At 68.1% G+C, this 15380-nt stretch carries 22 protein-coding genes; 15 read left to right on the forward strand and 7 right to left on the reverse strand.

Annotated features, from left to right (window positions below; all coding sequences use genetic code 11):
* Window positions 1-88 precede the first annotated feature (88 nt).
* The gene (locus HD597_RS44100) at window positions 89-553 is read left to right on the forward strand and encodes a macro domain-containing protein (protein WP_253751865.1); all 465 of its coding nucleotides are present in this window, start codon (window positions 89-91) and stop codon (window positions 551-553) included.
* Between the two features lie 167 nt (window positions 554-720).
* Here HD597_RS44100 and HD597_RS44105 read toward each other — a convergent pair whose 3' ends face one another.
* Window positions 721-1464 carry an XRE family transcriptional regulator gene (locus HD597_RS44105; protein ID WP_253751868.1) on the reverse strand — a complete coding sequence of 248 codons (744 nt, stop codon included), beginning with the start codon at window positions 1462-1464 and terminating at the stop codon, window positions 721-723.
* Window positions 1465-1610: 146 nt separating this feature from the next.
* Here HD597_RS44105 and HD597_RS44110 point away from each other — a divergent pair, with 146 nt between their 5' ends.
* From HD597_RS44110 to HD597_RS44120, 3 genes are read left to right on the forward strand one after another with little or no spacing between them, the layout of a single operon-like run.
* The gene (locus tag HD597_RS44110) at window positions 1611-1964 is read left to right on the forward strand and encodes a hypothetical protein (RefSeq protein ID WP_253751871.1); all 354 of its coding nucleotides are present in this window, start codon (window positions 1611-1613) and stop codon (window positions 1962-1964) included.
* A gap of 4 nt (window positions 1965-1968) precedes the next feature.
* Window positions 1969-2454 (forward strand): GntR family transcriptional regulator, encoded by a 486-nt coding sequence (locus HD597_RS44115; RefSeq protein WP_253751874.1) that lies wholly within the window; start codon window positions 1969-1971, stop codon window positions 2452-2454.
* Between the two features lie 47 nt (window positions 2455-2501).
* Window positions 2502-3068, forward strand: a complete 567-nt coding sequence (locus HD597_RS44120) for an HD domain-containing protein (RefSeq protein ID WP_308210810.1) — start codon at window positions 2502-2504, stop codon at window positions 3066-3068.
* Here the strand turns inward: HD597_RS44120 and HD597_RS44125 are convergent.
* Both HD597_RS44125 and HD597_RS44130 read right to left on the reverse strand, forming a co-directional pair.
* Complete coding sequence (locus HD597_RS44125) at window positions 3036-3512, reverse strand: NUDIX hydrolase (RefSeq protein ID WP_253751877.1); 477 nt, start codon at window positions 3510-3512, stop codon at window positions 3036-3038. The two genes, HD597_RS44120 and HD597_RS44125, sit on opposite strands and share 33 nt — an antisense overlap.
* A gap of 2 nt (window positions 3513-3514) precedes the next feature.
* Window positions 3515-4255, reverse strand: coding sequence for a helix-turn-helix domain-containing protein (locus tag HD597_RS44130; RefSeq protein WP_253751880.1), 741 nt, complete (start codon window positions 4253-4255; stop codon window positions 3515-3517).
* A gap of 152 nt (window positions 4256-4407) precedes the next feature.
* On the opposite strand from HD597_RS44130, the gene HD597_RS44135 reads away from it, so the two are divergent.
* Both HD597_RS44135 and HD597_RS44140 read left to right on the forward strand, forming a co-directional pair.
* Window positions 4408-4620: a hypothetical protein gene (locus HD597_RS44135; protein ID WP_253751883.1), complete on the forward strand. Its 213-nt coding sequence runs from the start codon at window positions 4408-4410 to the stop codon at window positions 4618-4620.
* Window positions 4617-4808, forward strand: coding sequence for a hypothetical protein (locus HD597_RS44140; RefSeq protein WP_253751886.1), 192 nt, complete (start codon window positions 4617-4619; stop codon window positions 4806-4808). Before HD597_RS44135 ends, HD597_RS44140 begins: the two co-directional genes overlap by 4 nt.
* Here the strand turns inward: HD597_RS44140 and HD597_RS44145 are convergent.
* Window positions 4768-5139: a GntR family transcriptional regulator gene (locus HD597_RS44145; RefSeq protein ID WP_253751888.1), complete on the reverse strand. Its 372-nt coding sequence runs from the start codon at window positions 5137-5139 to the stop codon at window positions 4768-4770. The genes HD597_RS44140 and HD597_RS44145 overlap by 41 nt on opposite strands.
* A 105-nt stretch (window positions 5140-5244) precedes the next feature.
* On the opposite strand from HD597_RS44145, the gene HD597_RS44150 reads away from it, so the two are divergent.
* From HD597_RS44150 to HD597_RS44185, 8 genes are all read left to right on the forward strand, one after another.
* Window positions 5245-5574, forward strand: coding sequence for an SCO3933 family regulatory protein (locus HD597_RS44150; RefSeq protein WP_253751891.1), 330 nt, complete (start codon window positions 5245-5247; stop codon window positions 5572-5574).
* Window positions 5567-6901, forward strand: a complete 1335-nt coding sequence (locus tag HD597_RS44155) for an FtsK/SpoIIIE domain-containing protein (protein WP_253751894.1) — start codon at window positions 5567-5569, stop codon at window positions 6899-6901. Before HD597_RS44150 ends, HD597_RS44155 begins: the two co-directional genes overlap by 8 nt.
* 18 nt (window positions 6902-6919) lie before the next feature.
* A complete protein-coding gene (locus HD597_RS44160; RefSeq protein WP_253751896.1) occupies window positions 6920-7567 on the forward strand; it encodes a DUF2637 domain-containing protein in 648 nt (215 codons plus the stop codon).
* 16 nt (window positions 7568-7583) lie between these two features.
* Window positions 7584-7925, forward strand: a complete 342-nt coding sequence (locus tag HD597_RS44165) for a hypothetical protein (protein WP_253751899.1) — start codon at window positions 7584-7586, stop codon at window positions 7923-7925.
* 18 nt (window positions 7926-7943) lie between these two features.
* A complete protein-coding gene (locus HD597_RS44170) occupies window positions 7944-8105 on the forward strand; it encodes a hypothetical protein (RefSeq protein WP_253751902.1) in 162 nt (53 codons plus the stop codon).
* A gap of 253 nt (window positions 8106-8358) precedes the next feature.
* A complete protein-coding gene (locus HD597_RS44175; protein ID WP_253759729.1) occupies window positions 8359-9678 on the forward strand; it encodes a replication initiator in 1320 nt (439 codons plus the stop codon).
* Entirely contained in the window at window positions 9675-9851 is a 177-nt protein-coding gene (locus tag HD597_RS44180; protein WP_043627595.1) for a helix-turn-helix transcriptional regulator, read from the forward strand. Before HD597_RS44175 ends, HD597_RS44180 begins: the two co-directional genes overlap by 4 nt.
* 3 nt (window positions 9852-9854) lie before the next feature.
* Window positions 9855-11081 (forward strand): tyrosine-type recombinase/integrase, encoded by a 1227-nt coding sequence (locus HD597_RS44185; protein ID WP_253751905.1) that lies wholly within the window; start codon window positions 9855-9857, stop codon window positions 11079-11081.
* Between the two features lie 25 nt (window positions 11082-11106).
* Here the strand turns inward: HD597_RS44185 and HD597_RS44190 are convergent, their stop codons facing one another.
* Entirely contained in the window at window positions 11107-11724 is a 618-nt protein-coding gene (locus HD597_RS44190; protein WP_253751908.1) for a DUF4240 domain-containing protein, read from the reverse strand.
* Window positions 11725-11854: 130 nt separating this feature from the next.
* Complete coding sequence (locus tag HD597_RS44195) at window positions 11855-13018, reverse strand: acyl-CoA dehydrogenase family protein (RefSeq protein WP_253751911.1); 1164 nt, start codon at window positions 13016-13018, stop codon at window positions 11855-11857.
* Between the two features lie 124 nt (window positions 13019-13142).
* On the opposite strand from HD597_RS44195, the gene HD597_RS44200 reads away from it, so the two are divergent.
* Window positions 13143-14456: a UDP-glucose dehydrogenase family protein gene (locus HD597_RS44200; RefSeq protein WP_253751913.1), complete on the forward strand. Its 1314-nt coding sequence runs from the start codon at window positions 13143-13145 to the stop codon at window positions 14454-14456.
* A gap of 21 nt (window positions 14457-14477) precedes the next feature.
* Here the strand turns inward: HD597_RS44200 and HD597_RS44205 are convergent, their stop codons facing one another.
* Entirely contained in the window at window positions 14478-15365 is an 888-nt protein-coding gene (locus tag HD597_RS44205) for a GNAT family N-acetyltransferase (protein ID WP_253751916.1), read from the reverse strand.
* Between the last annotated feature and the right edge of the window lie 15 nt (window positions 15366-15380).

The raw sequence follows: 15380 nt of genomic DNA on the forward strand, positions 1-15380 counted from the left end.
AGCTTCCGCTGCTCGGCAACCGCAGAAAGTCTTCTACTGATGATCGCGCGGGACACGAATGTCAGGGCGCTGGCGTACCTTCCACACCGTGATCTCTTATGTGACCGGCGACGCGACCCATCCCCACGGCCAGGGACCAAAGGTCATCTGCCACGTGTGCAACGACATCGGCGGCTGGGGCAGGGGCTTCGTCCTTGCCCTCTCCCGGCGCTGGCCACAGCCGGAAGCCGACTACCGAGCCTGGCGCCGCTCTGGTAACGACTTCCAGCTGGGTGCCATCCGGTTGGTGCAGGTCGAGCCCGAGCTATGGGTCGCGAACATGATTGGCCAGCACGGCATCCGGCCCACCAAGGACGGCCCGCCTATCCGCTACGACGCCCTGGCCCGTTGCCTGTCCACTCTGGGTGACGAAGCTCTGAGCCTCCACGCGAGTGTCCACATGCCGCGAATCGGCGCTGGTCTCGCGGGCGGCTCTTGGGACCAGATCGAACCGATAATCCTCAAACAGCTGACCGAGCGCGGTATCGCGGTCACCGTATACGACCTGCCCTAACCGTCTAGCTCTGCTGAGGCACAGACCCTTAACATCCCTGCTCGCACCAACCCGCGGTACTGTCATCCACAGGACATACCGAAGATCATCTAGCCGGAGTGTCACCCACCTCCCGAGCCGGATCTGTCGCACGGGTCCTGAGACCTGACAGGCTGCCCGTAGCTGTGTCAGATGGTGTCTGAGCTATTCCTGACACGGAGAGCGATGGTCCAGACGCACGCCATGCTGGTGAGGTAGGTAGCTGCCGGCCCTTGGTTGTGGGCCCCAGGCAGATGCATGACTGGGGCGTTGGCTGCTGGTGTGCCGTAGGCGTGGGTGTTGACGAGCAGTTCGTTGTCGGCCTGGTAGATGGAGTTGTAGAGCACTGTGCGGTGAAGGCGGATCTCTACGCCCTGGACTTGGAGCAGGGGCCGGTACAGCGTGAGCGCGTTCTTGACCCTGGCCGCCATCACCTCCGCGCCGATGCCCTCATCGGCTCCACGCGCGGCCACTTCCTTCCCGTCCGGATCTCCGAGGAGGACGCGGACCTTCACACCTGCCTCGGCACGGGCGGTGAGGATGTCGAGAACTGCCCGATCCTCCGCGAGGAACAACGCGCTGTAGGCCAAGATGCCGATCTCCCGCCTTGCGCGGCTGAAGTGGTTGCGCCAGACCGCCTGGGGGACGGCCCAGCGATGCGGATAGATCGCGGCGATGCCATCGGTGAGGGCCTGGTGTCGTGACGCGACGTCGGGCCACAGGTCGGCCTCGTCGACCTGGAGGAGGTCGGCGACGGCCCAGCGGTGGCGGGGGTACGGGATGCGGCCTTGGAGCCATCGGGCGACGGTTTTGGGGTCGACGGCCAGGGCGGCGGCGACGTCGGTGGGGTTGAGCCGGGCGACGGCCAGTGCGTAGCGGAGGTTGTTGTTCATGTCCGGGCTGCTCCTCTCGCAGAACGACCCTGTGCTGCGACGTTAGCATCAGACGTCCCTAGACGTCCCTAAGTTGCGGTGTTCCCGCCCCTGGCGACGGGTGAAGCTCGACGCACAGCAACCGCACGGACGTCAGGAGGACGAGGGTGCACATAAGTCAGAGCATCAAGGACCAGCAGCGGGCGTACGCGGAGCGGCTACTGCTCGCCCTGAGCGAGGAACTCCAAGCACGACGCGTCACGCATGTGCTGGTCGTCACCCCGGACGGTCGGACGACGCTGGACGTGACCGACAGCCGAGGGCGGGTGCGGCGGGTGTTCGTGCATCTGCCGTTCTGCTGGTTCTACTGGGGTGATCAGCAGGATGAGCGGGTGTCGTTCCTGCAGATGGCCGTCGCGGTGGACCGGATCGAGGAGGCCGCGCAGGAGGGGTGGGCGGACGGTGAGCAGGGGGATCTCAGCGTCGATCTGAACAAGCTGCTCGATGCCTACCGCGGCTGAGCCTGTGGCTACGGGGCGATGGCTGACCGGCGGGCAGGTCTACCTCCAGATCGCCGATCGGATGCGGGAACGGATCCGATCGGGTGAGTTCGCCCCTGGTCAGGCGCTGCCTTCTGAGGCGGAGCTGTGCCGGGAGTTCGGGGTGGCGCGGAACACGGTGCGTCGCGGGCTGGCGATCCTGGAGGAGGAGGGATTGCTGGTCACGGTGCCGTCCAAGGGGCGTGTGACCGCCGGGAAGAGCACAGACGCCCCCTACCGCTACCAGGCGGTCGCCGCATGGCTGCGCGAACAGATCAAGCGGGGTGACTTCCCTCCAGGCGCGACGCTGCCCAGCGAGGCCAGGCTGCGGCGGGAGCTCACGATCTCGCGCAACACCGTGCGGCAGGCGATGGCCGTGCTGGAGCGGGAAGGGCTGATCGTGACGGAGCAGGGACGGGGGCGGTTCGTCCGGCATGACCCGCCGTCAGGAAGGACGTCCCAGGACGTCTGACCGTCCCACGGCGTTTTCCTCCCAATTTCATGCCTATCGTGAGGCACGTGGGACATACCGAATGGGCATATGGCCTGGCCAAGGACCTGCTGGCGACGACGTTGCCCCGGCGGTGGGCGCACACTCAGGGGGTCGCCGACCGGGCCGAGTCCCTGGCTGCGGTGCTCGGCGAGGACACCGACACGCTGATCGCCGCCTGCCTGCTGCATGACATCGGCTACGCCCCCGACCTCGTCAACACTGGCATGCACCAACTCGACGGCGCCCGCTACCTACGCGACGTGGCCCAGGCGGACGAGCGGCTGTGCCGCCTGGTGGCCTACCACTCGTGTGCCGACAACGAGGCCCGGCAGCGGGACCTGCTCGACGTCCTGGCCAAGGAGTTCGACCAGGAACGACCGGACCTGGCCAGAGCGCTCACCTACTGCGACATGACCACCGGCCCGGACGGCCGGCACGTGGACGTTCTCGACCGGCTGGCCGAGATCCATTCCCGGTATGGGCCTGAGCATGTGGTGAGCCGGTCGATCACGGATGCCACGCCGTGCATCGTGTCGTCGGTGCGGTCGGTGGAGGCGGCGCTATCCGATGTACGGCAGGCCGGGGCCGGTTAGGTAGTGCTCGATCCGCATCCGCATCGACCGGTCCATCGGCAGCGCCATGACCTCATCCCGAGGCACCCAGCGGACCTCTCGGGACTCCTCGCTCGGGGTCGGCTCGCCCTGGATGGCGCGGCCGGTCAGGACGATGGAGAACTCTTGGCGGGCCTCGCCGTCGCTGGTGTAGAGGATCACGTGCCGGGGGTCGCTGTAGGTGCCGACCAGGCCGGTGATCTCACACGTGATCCCAGTCTCCTCGGCCGTCTCCCGGATGGCCGCCTCCGGGATGGACTCGCCCAGGTCGACGGCACCCCCAGGTACAGCCCAGTTGTCGTTGTCGCTGCGGCGGATCATCAAGACGTCCCCGACCGGGTTGGTGACGATGACGTTCACGGACGGGACCAAGCTGTCGGGCTCGGGCGCGTCGGGGTCGTCGTAGAAGTCGATGCGCTTGGCCACGGTCAGGACTCCACCGGGACGGCCCCGGCCCAGACCTTCTCGAAGCTGTCAGCGTAGGTGGTGACCATCTCCCCGCCGGCCACCCTGCGCAGATGCAGCACGGGCGCGTTCCCGGCACGCATGCCGTACACGTGCATGTTGATCAGGAGGTCGTCATCGGCCCGGTAGATCGAGTTGTACAGGATCGTCTGATGCAACCGCAGCTCGAAGTTGTCCAGGCCGAACAGCGGCCGGTAGAGCACCAGAGCGGTACGGATCTGCGAGGCCATGCCATCCCCCACGCCCTCGTCCTGACCGCGCTGGGCGACCTCGGCACAATCAGGATCTCCGAGCAGGATTCGCACCCGCACGCCCGCCCGCGCCTTCTCGCCGAGCAGTCGCACCATGGCGGCGTCGTCGGCGAGAAACAACCCGCTGTAGACCAGGACGCCGATCTCCTCGGACGCGGCGGTGAACAGACGTCCCCACGTGTCCCGGGGTACGGCCCACCGGTGTGGATAGATCGCCAGGACTTCGCTCTCGGACGCGGCGACCACCTGCTCCCGGGAGAGGGCTTGCGGCCACAGGTACGTCTCGTCCACGCCCAGGTAGGAAGCCGTGGCAAAGCGGTGCTTTCTGTACGGCTCGCGGCCCTTGGTGATCCACCGCTCGACGGTCTTGGGATCGACCTCGATCGCCTCGGCCAGGTCCGCGATGCTCGCACCCTTCTGCAACAGCGCCGCGCGTAGCCGTTCGTTCGCCATTTCACCTGCTCCCAAGGACGTCCGGGGACCTGGCCATCGTAGGCCGGACGTCTTGAACATGTCCCGTCGTGTAGTGATCTCGTCCTGACTCTGCGTCGCATCCTCGATTGCACAAGGCCACAACGGCAGCAACCGAAGGAGGAGATGCACTCATGAACATCGAGATCACCATCCTGAGCGAGACGCCCGCCTGCGAGTGCGGCAACGCCCTGACCGAGGGACAGACGCGTTGCACCAAGTGCCTGGCGCGCGACCGGTGGGCGCGTAAGGAGCGGGCCAGGAACCGGCGCAACCGGCGTTCGGAGACCCGGCGTCCCCCGCGCGGTCCCCGCGCCGCTGCCGCGATGGGGGTGAGCTGGACGTGAGCTGGCTTCCGCTGATCGTCGCCGTCCTGCTCAGCTTCACTCTGCTGGTTGGCTACGTCATGGTCCTGGTCGGCATCCGCCGGCAGGACAAGGCCCTGAGCCTGCGCAGGCACCCCGGCGGGGCTTCGGCGTCGCTGGCCCGGAAGGTTACCGGCTGCTACGTCCGGGACGGCGTGACGTGGACGTAGCCAACTGCTCCTCGACCTTCGCCAGCCGTACCGACAGGTCCCGCACGGTGGCGCGCAGCTCGGCCAGGCCGGCCTGCTCGTCGCCGGCGGGGCGTTCCTCGGTGTCACGGACGAAGACGCCCTTGCCCTGCTGGCCGATCACCAGGCCTTCGTTGCGCAGGATGCCGACGGCCATCTTCACCACGCTCAGCGAGGCGTCGTACCGCTCGGCGAGTTGGGCGGTGGAGGGCAGTGGGGTTCCGGGCGCGAGAGAGCCGCCGCGGATCTGCGTGCGGAGATCGTCGGCGATCTGGAGGTAGCCGGGGCGGCCGGTGTTCTGAACCATCGCCATCCCATCACATCACGAAACGCCGACCAAGCCAACCGAGAACACATTGACAACCAAGCCAACTAGGTTAACTATGTTGGTGAACGACGAAAGAGGAGGTCACAGCTCATGCGTTCCGTCCCGATCCCTGTCGATGTCAGCAAGCTCGCCATCACCTGCGTCAAGGGCCCGCGTCCGCGGGTGCTCAACAAGGACACCGGCGAGATCAAGACCGACAAGAACGGCAACACCGTCTACGAGGTCACCGTCTCCGTCGAAGACGAGTTCGGCCGGATCGAACTCGTCAAGATCGGCATCACCGGCGAACCGCCCATCAGCGTCGGCGATCAGGTCAACGCCGTCGGCCTGCTCGGCTACGTCTGGGAGATCGCCGGCCGATGGGGCATCGCCTACCGCGCCAACGCCCTGCTCTCGATCAAGGAGACGGCCGATGCGTGACGCGCTGCTGGTGCTCGCAGTCCTGGCCGCCCTTGCGGCCGGGCTGTGGGCCTGGCGCCGCTGCCACTACCCGTCCTTCTGGCTCGCGCTCGGCTTCCCGCTCGTCGCCCTGTCAGTACGCGCCTCGTGGCGGCGGGTCGCCCTCGGCTGCAATCTGACCAAGAAGCGGCAGCGCTTCTGGTTCACCACCGTCCCCGGCCTGGTCGCCTCCACCGGCGTCGTCCGGGTCCGGCGCAAATGGCAGCGCATCGCCGTGGACACCAAACCGTTCATGTGGCTGCCACTGCCGACCCGGCACGGCTGGCGCGTTACCCTGCACACCCTGGAGGGCCAGACGCCCGGCGACTACGCCGACGCCGCCGAACGCCTCGCCCACTCCTGGGGCGTACACGCCATCCGTGTGTCCTCCCCCAGGCCCGGCCGGGTCGTCCTGATGGCCACCATGCGTGACCCGCTGGTCAAGGTCGATGAGCTCCCGCCTTCGCCTGAGCTGCTCAAGGTGACCGTGGGGCGGCTGGAGACCGGCAAACCCTGGCTCATCGACTTCCGCACCGTGCCGCACTGGATCAACGCGGGAGCCACCCAGTCCGGCAAATCCAACCTGGCCAACGCACTTATCGTCGGCCTCGCCCGGCAACCCGTCGCCCTCGTCGGCTTCGACCTCAAGGGCGGCGTGGAGTTCACCCCGTACGCGCCTCGGCTGTCGGCGCTGGCCACCTGCCGCGCCGAGTCCGTCGGCCTGCTGGATGACCTGGTCGCCCTGATGATCGACCGGATGGGGCTATGCCGACAGGCCGGTGCCCGCAACATCTGGCAGCTCCCGCCCGGCGTCCGGCCGGTCCCGGTCGTGGTCCTGGTGGATGAGCTGGCCGAGCTCTACCTGATGGCCGACAAGTCCGAGAAGGACGAGATCGCCAAGACGTCCACCGCGCTGCTGCGGGTCGCCCAGCTTGGGCGGGCGTTCGGCATCTACCTGTTCTGCTGCGGCCAAAGGATCGGCTCCGACCTCGGCCCCGGCGTCACCGCGCTCCGAGCCCAGTGCTCCGGACGGATCTGCCACCGCGTCAATGATCCCGAGACCGCCACGATGACCCTCGGCGATCTGGACCCGGCCGCGCTGGTCTCCGCTCGCGCCATCGCCGCCGAAACGCCCGGCGTGGCCATCGTCGCCGGTCAGGACGGCCAGTGGTACCGCGCCCGCTCCTTCTACGTCACCGAGCAAGCCGCCGAACACGCCGCCCGCACCCATGCCCACCTCACACCCGCCTGGGACGAGATCACCGCCCACCTGCCCGACTACGACCCGTCCCACCTGCTCGACGCCTGAACCACGAAGGGAGGAACGATGCGACGCTTCGCCTGCTGGATGCTCGACACCGGCCCGGTCCTCGTCCTGGCCGTCATCGCGGGTGCCGGATCGTTCACCCACATCCGCGACACTGCCAGCCAGCACGGCCAGACCGGCTGGATGTCCTGGGCCATCGCCGTCTGCATCGACCTGACCTGCGTTATGGCCGCCCGCGAACGCCAGCGTGACAAGAAGACCGGCCGCACCCAGCGCGGCCCGCTCTCCTGGCCCGTCCTTGTTCTGACCGGCGGCATCATCCTGTCTCTGGCCGCCAACCTCGCCCAAGCCGACCCGACCGTCTGGGGCTGGATCACCGCCGCCACCCCGGCCGGCGCCTTCCTCATCGCCGTCTCGATGCTCGAACGCCGCGCCACACGCCTCGAACCGTTCGCGCGTGAGCCCGCGCCGCTCCTGACCTCGCCTCCAGTCCCGGAACTCATCCCGAACCAAGCACAGGACGAGAACGACACCCAGGACGAGCAGGCTGACGCTCTCGCGCCCGCACTCGTCGACTACGCCCAACGGATCGCCGACGAACACCACGCCCGGCATGGCAAGCCCATCACCGGTGACGCCCTGCGTACCCGCCTGGGCGTCTCCAGCCAGCTCGCCACCGCCCTGCTGCGCACCCTGCGCACCGCCTGAAGGGAGAACCCAACTCATGACGTACGACCACCGCACCGCCCTCATCAACGGCCTGCTCGACCTGGCCGCCTTCCTCGAAACCCATCCCGACGTACCCGTCTCCTCCAGCGTCACCGTCCACCACTTCCCCGACCAGACCAGCGACGCCGACCAGCGCGCCGAGATCGACCAGATCGCCACCCTCGTCGGCTCACAGATCGACTACGAGGACTCCCCCTACAGCCACTACGCCACCTCGCGCCTGTTCGGCCCGGTGGAATACCGCGCCGTCGCCATCCTGGCCGCCGCCCGCGCCCGCCACGACGCCGAAGCCAGCTACCGCGGCTGCATCCAATCCGACCCCGCACCCGCCACCTGATCAGGAGAGGACCCGACCATGCGCATCCGCATCGACGGCACCCGAGCCGAAATCATCGACGCCCTGTTCCGCCTGCGCCTGCACTTCACCGTCATCGGCGTCTCACGCGCCTACCTGGACCGCACCCGCCCTCACCACTGGCGCATCTACCTCACCACCGCTCGCAACAGGCAGAAGTGACCGAGATGAACGAGGTGATCCATTACTGCTGCTGCACCTGCAACGGCACCGGCCTCGATCCCGAGAACGCCCGCTGCCGCGACTGCGACGGCACCGGCATCGACAACCACGGCGCCTAACGCGCAGCGCCCCCGGCCTGGCCGCACATCCGCCAAGACACACGCCAGGTCGAGGGCCATCCCTTCACCCCAACGAGCGAAAGGAGAACACCATCTTGCCCACAACCCACGCCACCGCGCACGCCAAAGCGGGCATGATTGCCCGACTCAACCACCCCGACTACGACCGCTGGGCCAACCAGATCAAGCAGACCGGCGGCTGCCGCCAGCCCATCCACCTACGCGGCAGAGTTGACCACTACGACCAAGCCACCGGCCAACTCCTACACCGCTACACCACCCGCGCCGAACCCGACGGCATCCTGCGCGTCCCGTGCAAGACCCGCCGCGCCACCCGCTGCCCGGCCTGCGCTGAGATCTACCGCGCCGACACCTACCACCTCATCCGCGCCGGCCTCGTCGGCGGCAAGGGCGTTCCCGAGACCGTCACCAGCCACCCGACCCTGTTCGTCACCTTCACTGCGCCAAGTTTTGGAACGGTCCACAATCGACGCGAGAGGAACGGCAAGGTCCAGCCCTGCCATGCCCGCCGCGACGCCGCAACCTGCCCACACGGCCACGTCATGTCCTGCACCGAACGGCACAGCAAGGACGACCCGCGCCTCGGTGAACCGCTGTGCCCCGACTGCTACGACTACACCGGCTCCGTCCTGTTCAACGCCCTGGCCCCGCTGCTGTGGAAGCGCTTCGCCGACTCCGTACGCCGCCACCTCGCCAAGCAAGGCGGCCTCCTCCTCAAGAAACTTCGCCACCACCTCACCCTCTCCTTCGCCAAGGTCGCCGAATACCAGCGCCGCGGCGTCATCCACTTCCACGCCGTCATCCGCCTCGACGGCCCCGACGGCCCCGAAGCACCCCCACCACCCTGGGCCACCGCCGACGTACTGACCCAGGCCGTCCAGCACGCCACCAAGGCCGTGTCCGCCAAGGCTCCCGCCTACGCCGACCAGCCCGAACGGCCCCTGCGCTGGGGCGACCAGCTCGACATTCGCCCCATCACCCTGGACGGCGACCTCACCGACCAAGCCGTCGCTGGCTACATCGCCAAGTACGCCACCAAAGCCGCCGAATGCGTCGGCACCCTTGACCGCCGAATCAACCCACTCGACAACCTCGATGCCTACAACCTGCGCGACCACGCCCGCCGCCTCATCACCACCTGTCTGCGGCTCGGCACTGAGCCCGACCTGGCCGAACTCCGCCTCGCCGACTGGGCCCACATGCTCGGCTTCCGCGGCCACTTCTCCACCCGCTCCCGCCACTACTCCACCACCCTTGGCGAACTCCGAGCAGCCAGAGAACACCACGCCCGCGACACCGACATCACCACCGGCCGCCTGCCGCTCTTCGACGAAGACACCGTCCTCGTCATCAGCGCATGGGAGTACGCAGGCAAGGGCCACTCCCTCGGCGATCAACTCCTCGCCGCCGCCATCACCGGAGGGTGCATATGAGCACCCTCGCCAAGCTCTGGACCGTGGAGGACGTAGCCACCTTCCTCGGCGTCCCGATCGCCACCCTCTATCAGTGGCGACACCACCGCACCGGCCCCAGAGGCCACAGAATCGGCCGACACCTGCGCTACGTGCCTGAGGACGTCATGTCCTGGGTCCAGGACCAGGAGTAGCCCATGGCCTTCGTCAAGGACCTCTGGACCAAGACAGTCCGAACCCCCGACGGCAAGTCGCAGAAGGCCAAGACCGCGCGCCACGGCAAGGGCAAGCGCTGGCTCGCCGTCTGGGTGGACCCCGACGGCAAGGAACGCTCGACCGCCTACGACCGCAAGGCCGACGCCGAGCGCAAGATCGCCACCATGGGCGCTGACATCGCCCGCGGCGACTACATCGACCCAAACGCAGGCAAAGTCATCTTCGGCGACCTCGCCGAACGGTGGCTCGCCTCGCGGATCGTGGATCCATCGACCAAGATTCGATACGAGTACATCCACCGGCTCCATGTCGCGCCAACGTTCGCGAAGCGCCAGGTGAAGAGCATCAAGCCGTCCCAGATCCAGGCGTGGATCAGTCACCTGAGCAGCCGTTTCGAGACCTCGACCGTACAGACGGCCTTCCTGGTCCTTCAGGGCATTCTCGATCTTGCCGTCGCCGACGAGGCGATCAAGCGCAGTCCCGCCAAGTCGCCGATCGTCCAGGCGCCGAAGCGCACTGCCGAAGAGATCACAGCGTGGTCAGACGAACGGGTCCATGCCCTGATCGACGCGCACCCCGCACTCTTCCGCCTCTTGCCCATGCTTGGGGCCGCCTGCGGGCTGCGGCAAGGCGAGCTCTTCGGCCTGGCCCTCGAAGACATCGACTCCGAGGACCGTGTTCTCCGCGTGCGGCGGCAGATCAAGAAGCTTGGAGCCGACCACGTCTTCGCACTGCCGAAGAACGACCGTGAGCGAGTCGTACCGCTGCCTGACTGGGCGGCCGAGGCCATCAGGCGGCACGTCTCGGCCTATCCCCCGTTGCCCTGCTCTCTGCCTTGGGAGAGGGTGAACGGCAAGCTTCGTACGCACAACCTGCTGTTCCGCTGGACAGACGACCACTTCATCAAGGCCAGAAGCTACAGCGAGGCCGTCTGGAAGCCCGCTCTTGTGGCTGCGGGCGTGATCCCGGCGCCGGACAAGGACTCCCGCCAGCGCCGGCGCTACACCACCTCGCGCAAAGAGGGGCTGCACCAACTCCGCCACTACTACGCGAGCGTCATGCTGACTGGCGGCGTTTCGGTCAAGGAACTCGCCGAGTATCTAGGCCACGCCGACCCAGGCTTCACCCTCCGCGTCTACGCCCACATGATGCCGGGCTCCCACGATCGCGCTCGCAGAGCGATTGACGAGCGCTTCTTCCGTCCGTAAGGGGCCGCTACGGCAGCGTAGAGGGTTACCGCTGATCCCGATAACGGGCTATCCGTGGAAGTCTGCGAGCCAGCTCTTGCTCATCGTCGAAATCCCACTGCTCTCCATGGGGGACACTGCCGAGCGCCGGGATCAGGGGGAACCCGCCTGAAGCGCGCCGAGCGTGCACGGCTTCGCTGAGTCCGGTCGGGTCCTTACCGGTCACCTGTTCATAGGCGTCGGACGCCACGTAGGCCAGCGACTCGAACTCAGGACGATCTTCACTCATCCGCTCCGGATTCCGAGGCCGGCGCTTGGCATACAAGTCCTTCGGCTTCAGCAGGTGGAGCACCTGCGGCAGCTCGATCAATCGATCAGGGCAGTCGGCCACAGCCTCGAACGTGTCGCGCCCCAGGCCGACGAGCCAGTTCACGAAGTACTCGAAGCCGTTCAGCGAGCCCTTCTGGAACACGAACCAGTACGCCGCATAGAGGTCGATGGTGCAACCACGGTCCCGAGTGGTCGTCCACCAGATGTCATAGTCGATGATTTCTTCGACCGGGCGCTGAGAGAGCTCGTCCACCAACCACGCGACACGCGCTTCCCTCGTATCGGTCTCACGTCCGGAACGCTCGATCAGGTCCCAGAACTCATCGACATCCATGCCGCGTGATGCTCGCACCCCGGGGCCGTCGTGTAAAGATCACGGAACAGGGACGGAACCGAGGATCAGTCAGCGCTTCGGCGGACCCGGCCCACCCCACAGGAAGCGCCGGGTTCCCGCACGTCAACGCCTACTTGAGAAGCTGGCGGGCCATGACCATTCTCTGGATCTGGTTGGTGCCCTCGTAGATCTGGGTGATCTTGGCGTCACGCATCATGCGCTCCACCGGAAAGTCCTTCGTGTAGCCGTACCCACCCAGCAACTGCACCGCATCCGTCGTGATCTCCATGGCCGCGTCCGAAGCCGCGCACTTCGCCGCACTCGACAGGAACGTCAGGTCCTTCTGCGGCTCCCCGTGCATCGCGCGTTCCGACTTGGCCGCCGCGTGGTAGGTGAGCTGCCGCGCCGCCTCCAGCTTCATCGACATGTCGGCGATCATGAACTGGAGGCCCTGGAAGTCGGCCACCGGCCGGCCGAACTGCTTGCGTTCCTTGACGTAGCCGATGGCGAAGTCGAGGGCGCCCTGGGCGATGCCGAGGGCCTGGGCGGCGATGGTGATGCGGGTGTGGTCGAGGGTGGCGAGGGCCGTCTTGAAGCCGGTGCCGGGGGCGCCGATCATGCGGTCGGCGGGGATGCGGACGTTGTCCAGGATGACCTGGCGGGTGGGCGAGCCCTTGATGCCGAGCTTCTTCTCCTTGGGGCCGAACGAGACGCCTTCGTCCGACTTCTCCACGAGGAAGGCGGAGATGCCGCGGGCGCCGGCCGCGGGGTCCGTGACCGCCATCAGGGTGTAGTACTCGGAGACGCCGGCGTTGGTGATCCACATCTTGACGCCGTTGAGCACGTACGAGTCCCCGTCCGCCACCGCGCGGGTCTTCATGGCCGCCGCGTCCGAGCCGGCCTCGGGCTCCGACAGCGCGTACGAGAACATCGCCTCGCCCCTGGCGACCGGCGCCAGGTAGCGGGACTTGAGCTCCTCCGAAGCCGAGAGCAGGAGCGGGACCGTGCCGAGCTTGTTGACGGCGGGAATGAGGGAGGAGGACGCGCAGGCGCGGGCCACCTCCTCGATGACGATGACCGTGGCCAGCGCGTCGGCCCCGGCGCCGCCGTACTGCTCGGGCACGTGTACGGCGTGCAGGTCGGCCGCCACGAGCGCCTTGTAGACGTCCCAGGAGAACTCCTCGGTCTCGTCGATCTCGGCGGCGTGCGGTGCGATCTTCTCGTCGGCCAGGGCGCGGACCGTCTCCCTGAGCATGTCGTGCTCTTCGGCGGGCGCATAGAGAGGGAAGCTCATGCATCAGATACTAGGACGTCCGACCATCTTGTTACCAGCCGGTACGGTTTGCGAAGAGATGCAGGTGGCACGTAGGAGTAGCGGGGGCCGGTAGCATGCCTGCGCGATCGAAAGGAGCTCCCTCGTGCCATATCGCCTCACGGTGATCGGGACCGGATATCTGGGCATCACCCATGCGGCCTGCATGGCTGATCTCGGGTTCGACGTCCTGGGCCTCGACATCGACGCCGACAAGATCAACCGACTCAACGCGGGCGAGCTCCCCATCCACGAACCCGGCCTCGAGCCCGTGCTCCGCCGCGGCCTCGACTCCGGCCGGCTGCGCTTCACCACCTCCTACGAGGAGGTCGCCGCCTTCGGCGACGTGCACTTCGTCTGCGTCGGCACCCCGCAGAAGCGTGGCGAGTACGCCGCCGACGTGACGTACATGGACGCGGCCATCGAGTCCCTCGCCCCGCTCCTCGATCGCGAGTGCCTGGTCGTCGGCAAGTCCACCGTGCCCGTCGGCACGGCCGAGCGGCTGGTCGACAAGCTGGCCAGGCTCGCCCCGGCCGGCGCCGAGGCCGAGCTGGCCTGGAACCCCGAGTTCCTGCGCGAGGGCTTCGCCGTCGAGGACACCCTGCGCCCCAACCGCATCGTGCTCGGCGTGCGCAGCGAGCGGGCGGAGAAGATGCTGCGCGAGGTGTACGAGCCGCTGGGCGAGGTGCCGATCGTGGTGACCGACTTCGCCACGGCCGAGCTGGTCAAGACGGCCGCCAACGCGTTCCTGGCCACCAAGATCTCCTTCATCAACGCCATGGCCGAGGTCTGCGAGGCCGCGCACGCCGACGTGCAGCTGCTGTCCGAGGCCCTGTCGTACGACGACCGCATCGGCGGCCGCTACCTCAACGCCGGGCTCGGGTTCGGCGGCGGGTGCCTGCCCAAGGACATCAGGGCGTTCATGGCACGGGCCGGCGAGCTGGGGGCGGACCAGGCGCTGACGTTCCTGCGCGAGGTGGACGCGATCAACATGCGCCGCCGCGCCCGCATGGTCGACCTGGCCAGGGAGCTGGCCGGCGGCTCCTTCCACGGCTGCACCGTGGGCGTGCTCGGAGCGGCCTTCAAGCCGAACTCCGACGACATCCGCGACTCCCCCGCCCTCGACGTCGCCGTCACCATCGGCCACCAGGGCGGACAGGTCACCGTGTACGACCCGATCGCCCTCGACAACGCCCGCAAGGCCCACCCCGAGCTGAACTACGGCACGTCGGCCGTCGAAGCGGTTCGCGGGGCGCACGTGGTGCTGCTGCTCACGGAGTGGCAGGAGTTCCTGCAGCTCGACCCGGTGGAGCTGGGGGCCGTGGTGGCGACCCGGCGCATCGTGGACGGCCGCAACGCGCTCAACTCCGAGATGTGGCGCTCCGCCGGATGGCACTACCGCGCCCTCGGCCGCCCATAGTCCCAGCCGTGTGCCGCGTTCCTACCGCAGGTGACGCACCCACTGCGTCATGAGCGGCCGGTAGCCTCGCCGTGCCCAGAACGGCGTCGACAGCGGGTTCGGCAGAGCGTGGTGCAGCAGCATGACCGACACCCCCCTCCTCGCCGCCTCCTCGTGCGCCACGCCGGTGAGCGCCGCGCCCACGCCGCGGCCCCGCGCCCACGGCTCGACGTACATGACCCCCAGGTACGCCGCGGGCGCGACGTTCACGGCATGGGAGATCCACCCGGACCGACCCGGCGGCTCCACGATGACGCACCCTGCGGCACGGCCGTCCACCTCGGCCAGCCAGCACCAGTTCAGCGGCAGCACCTCGGCCTCCACCGACTCCCTGAGCCGCTCCCTGGTGGACGCGCGCACCGTCACCCACCCCCACTGCGCGTCGTACGCCACCAGCCGCTCGTACATCCCCGTCATCGCCTCGACGTCGTCCGGCCGGGCCGGGCGGACGGCCAGGTCGCTCGCGCCCGGGCCGCCGGGGCGGACGCCGCGGACGGCCAGTGAGGTGATGGGGGCGAAGCCGCGGACGGCCAGCGCCCGGACGGGGGCGGTGTCGTGGCTGGGCCACAACACGCTGAGCGCCTGCCCGGGCTCGCCGCCGCGGGGCATGGCCAGCCACCGGTCGAGCAGCGCGCCGAGCGCGGCCTCCGGGTCGGGTCCCGCGGCGCGGGCGCGCAGGCGGTGGACGACCAGCGGGGACCAGCACGCGGGCAGGGTGTCGGGGTGGAGCCGGTCCACGGCGGCCAGGCCGACGGCGTCCGGCACCTCCAGCAGCTCCTCGCCGCGCTTGGCGATCAGCTCGTCCTGTCCGGCAAGGAGGGGGTCGGCGGCGTACACGCGGGCCGCGTGCCCCTTGGTCGGGTCGTCCATGGCCGCACCCTAGCC

Source organism: Nonomuraea thailandensis (assembly GCF_024172165.1).
GTDB classification, from domain to species: Bacteria; Actinomycetota; Actinomycetes; order Streptosporangiales; family Streptosporangiaceae; genus Nonomuraea; species Nonomuraea thailandensis.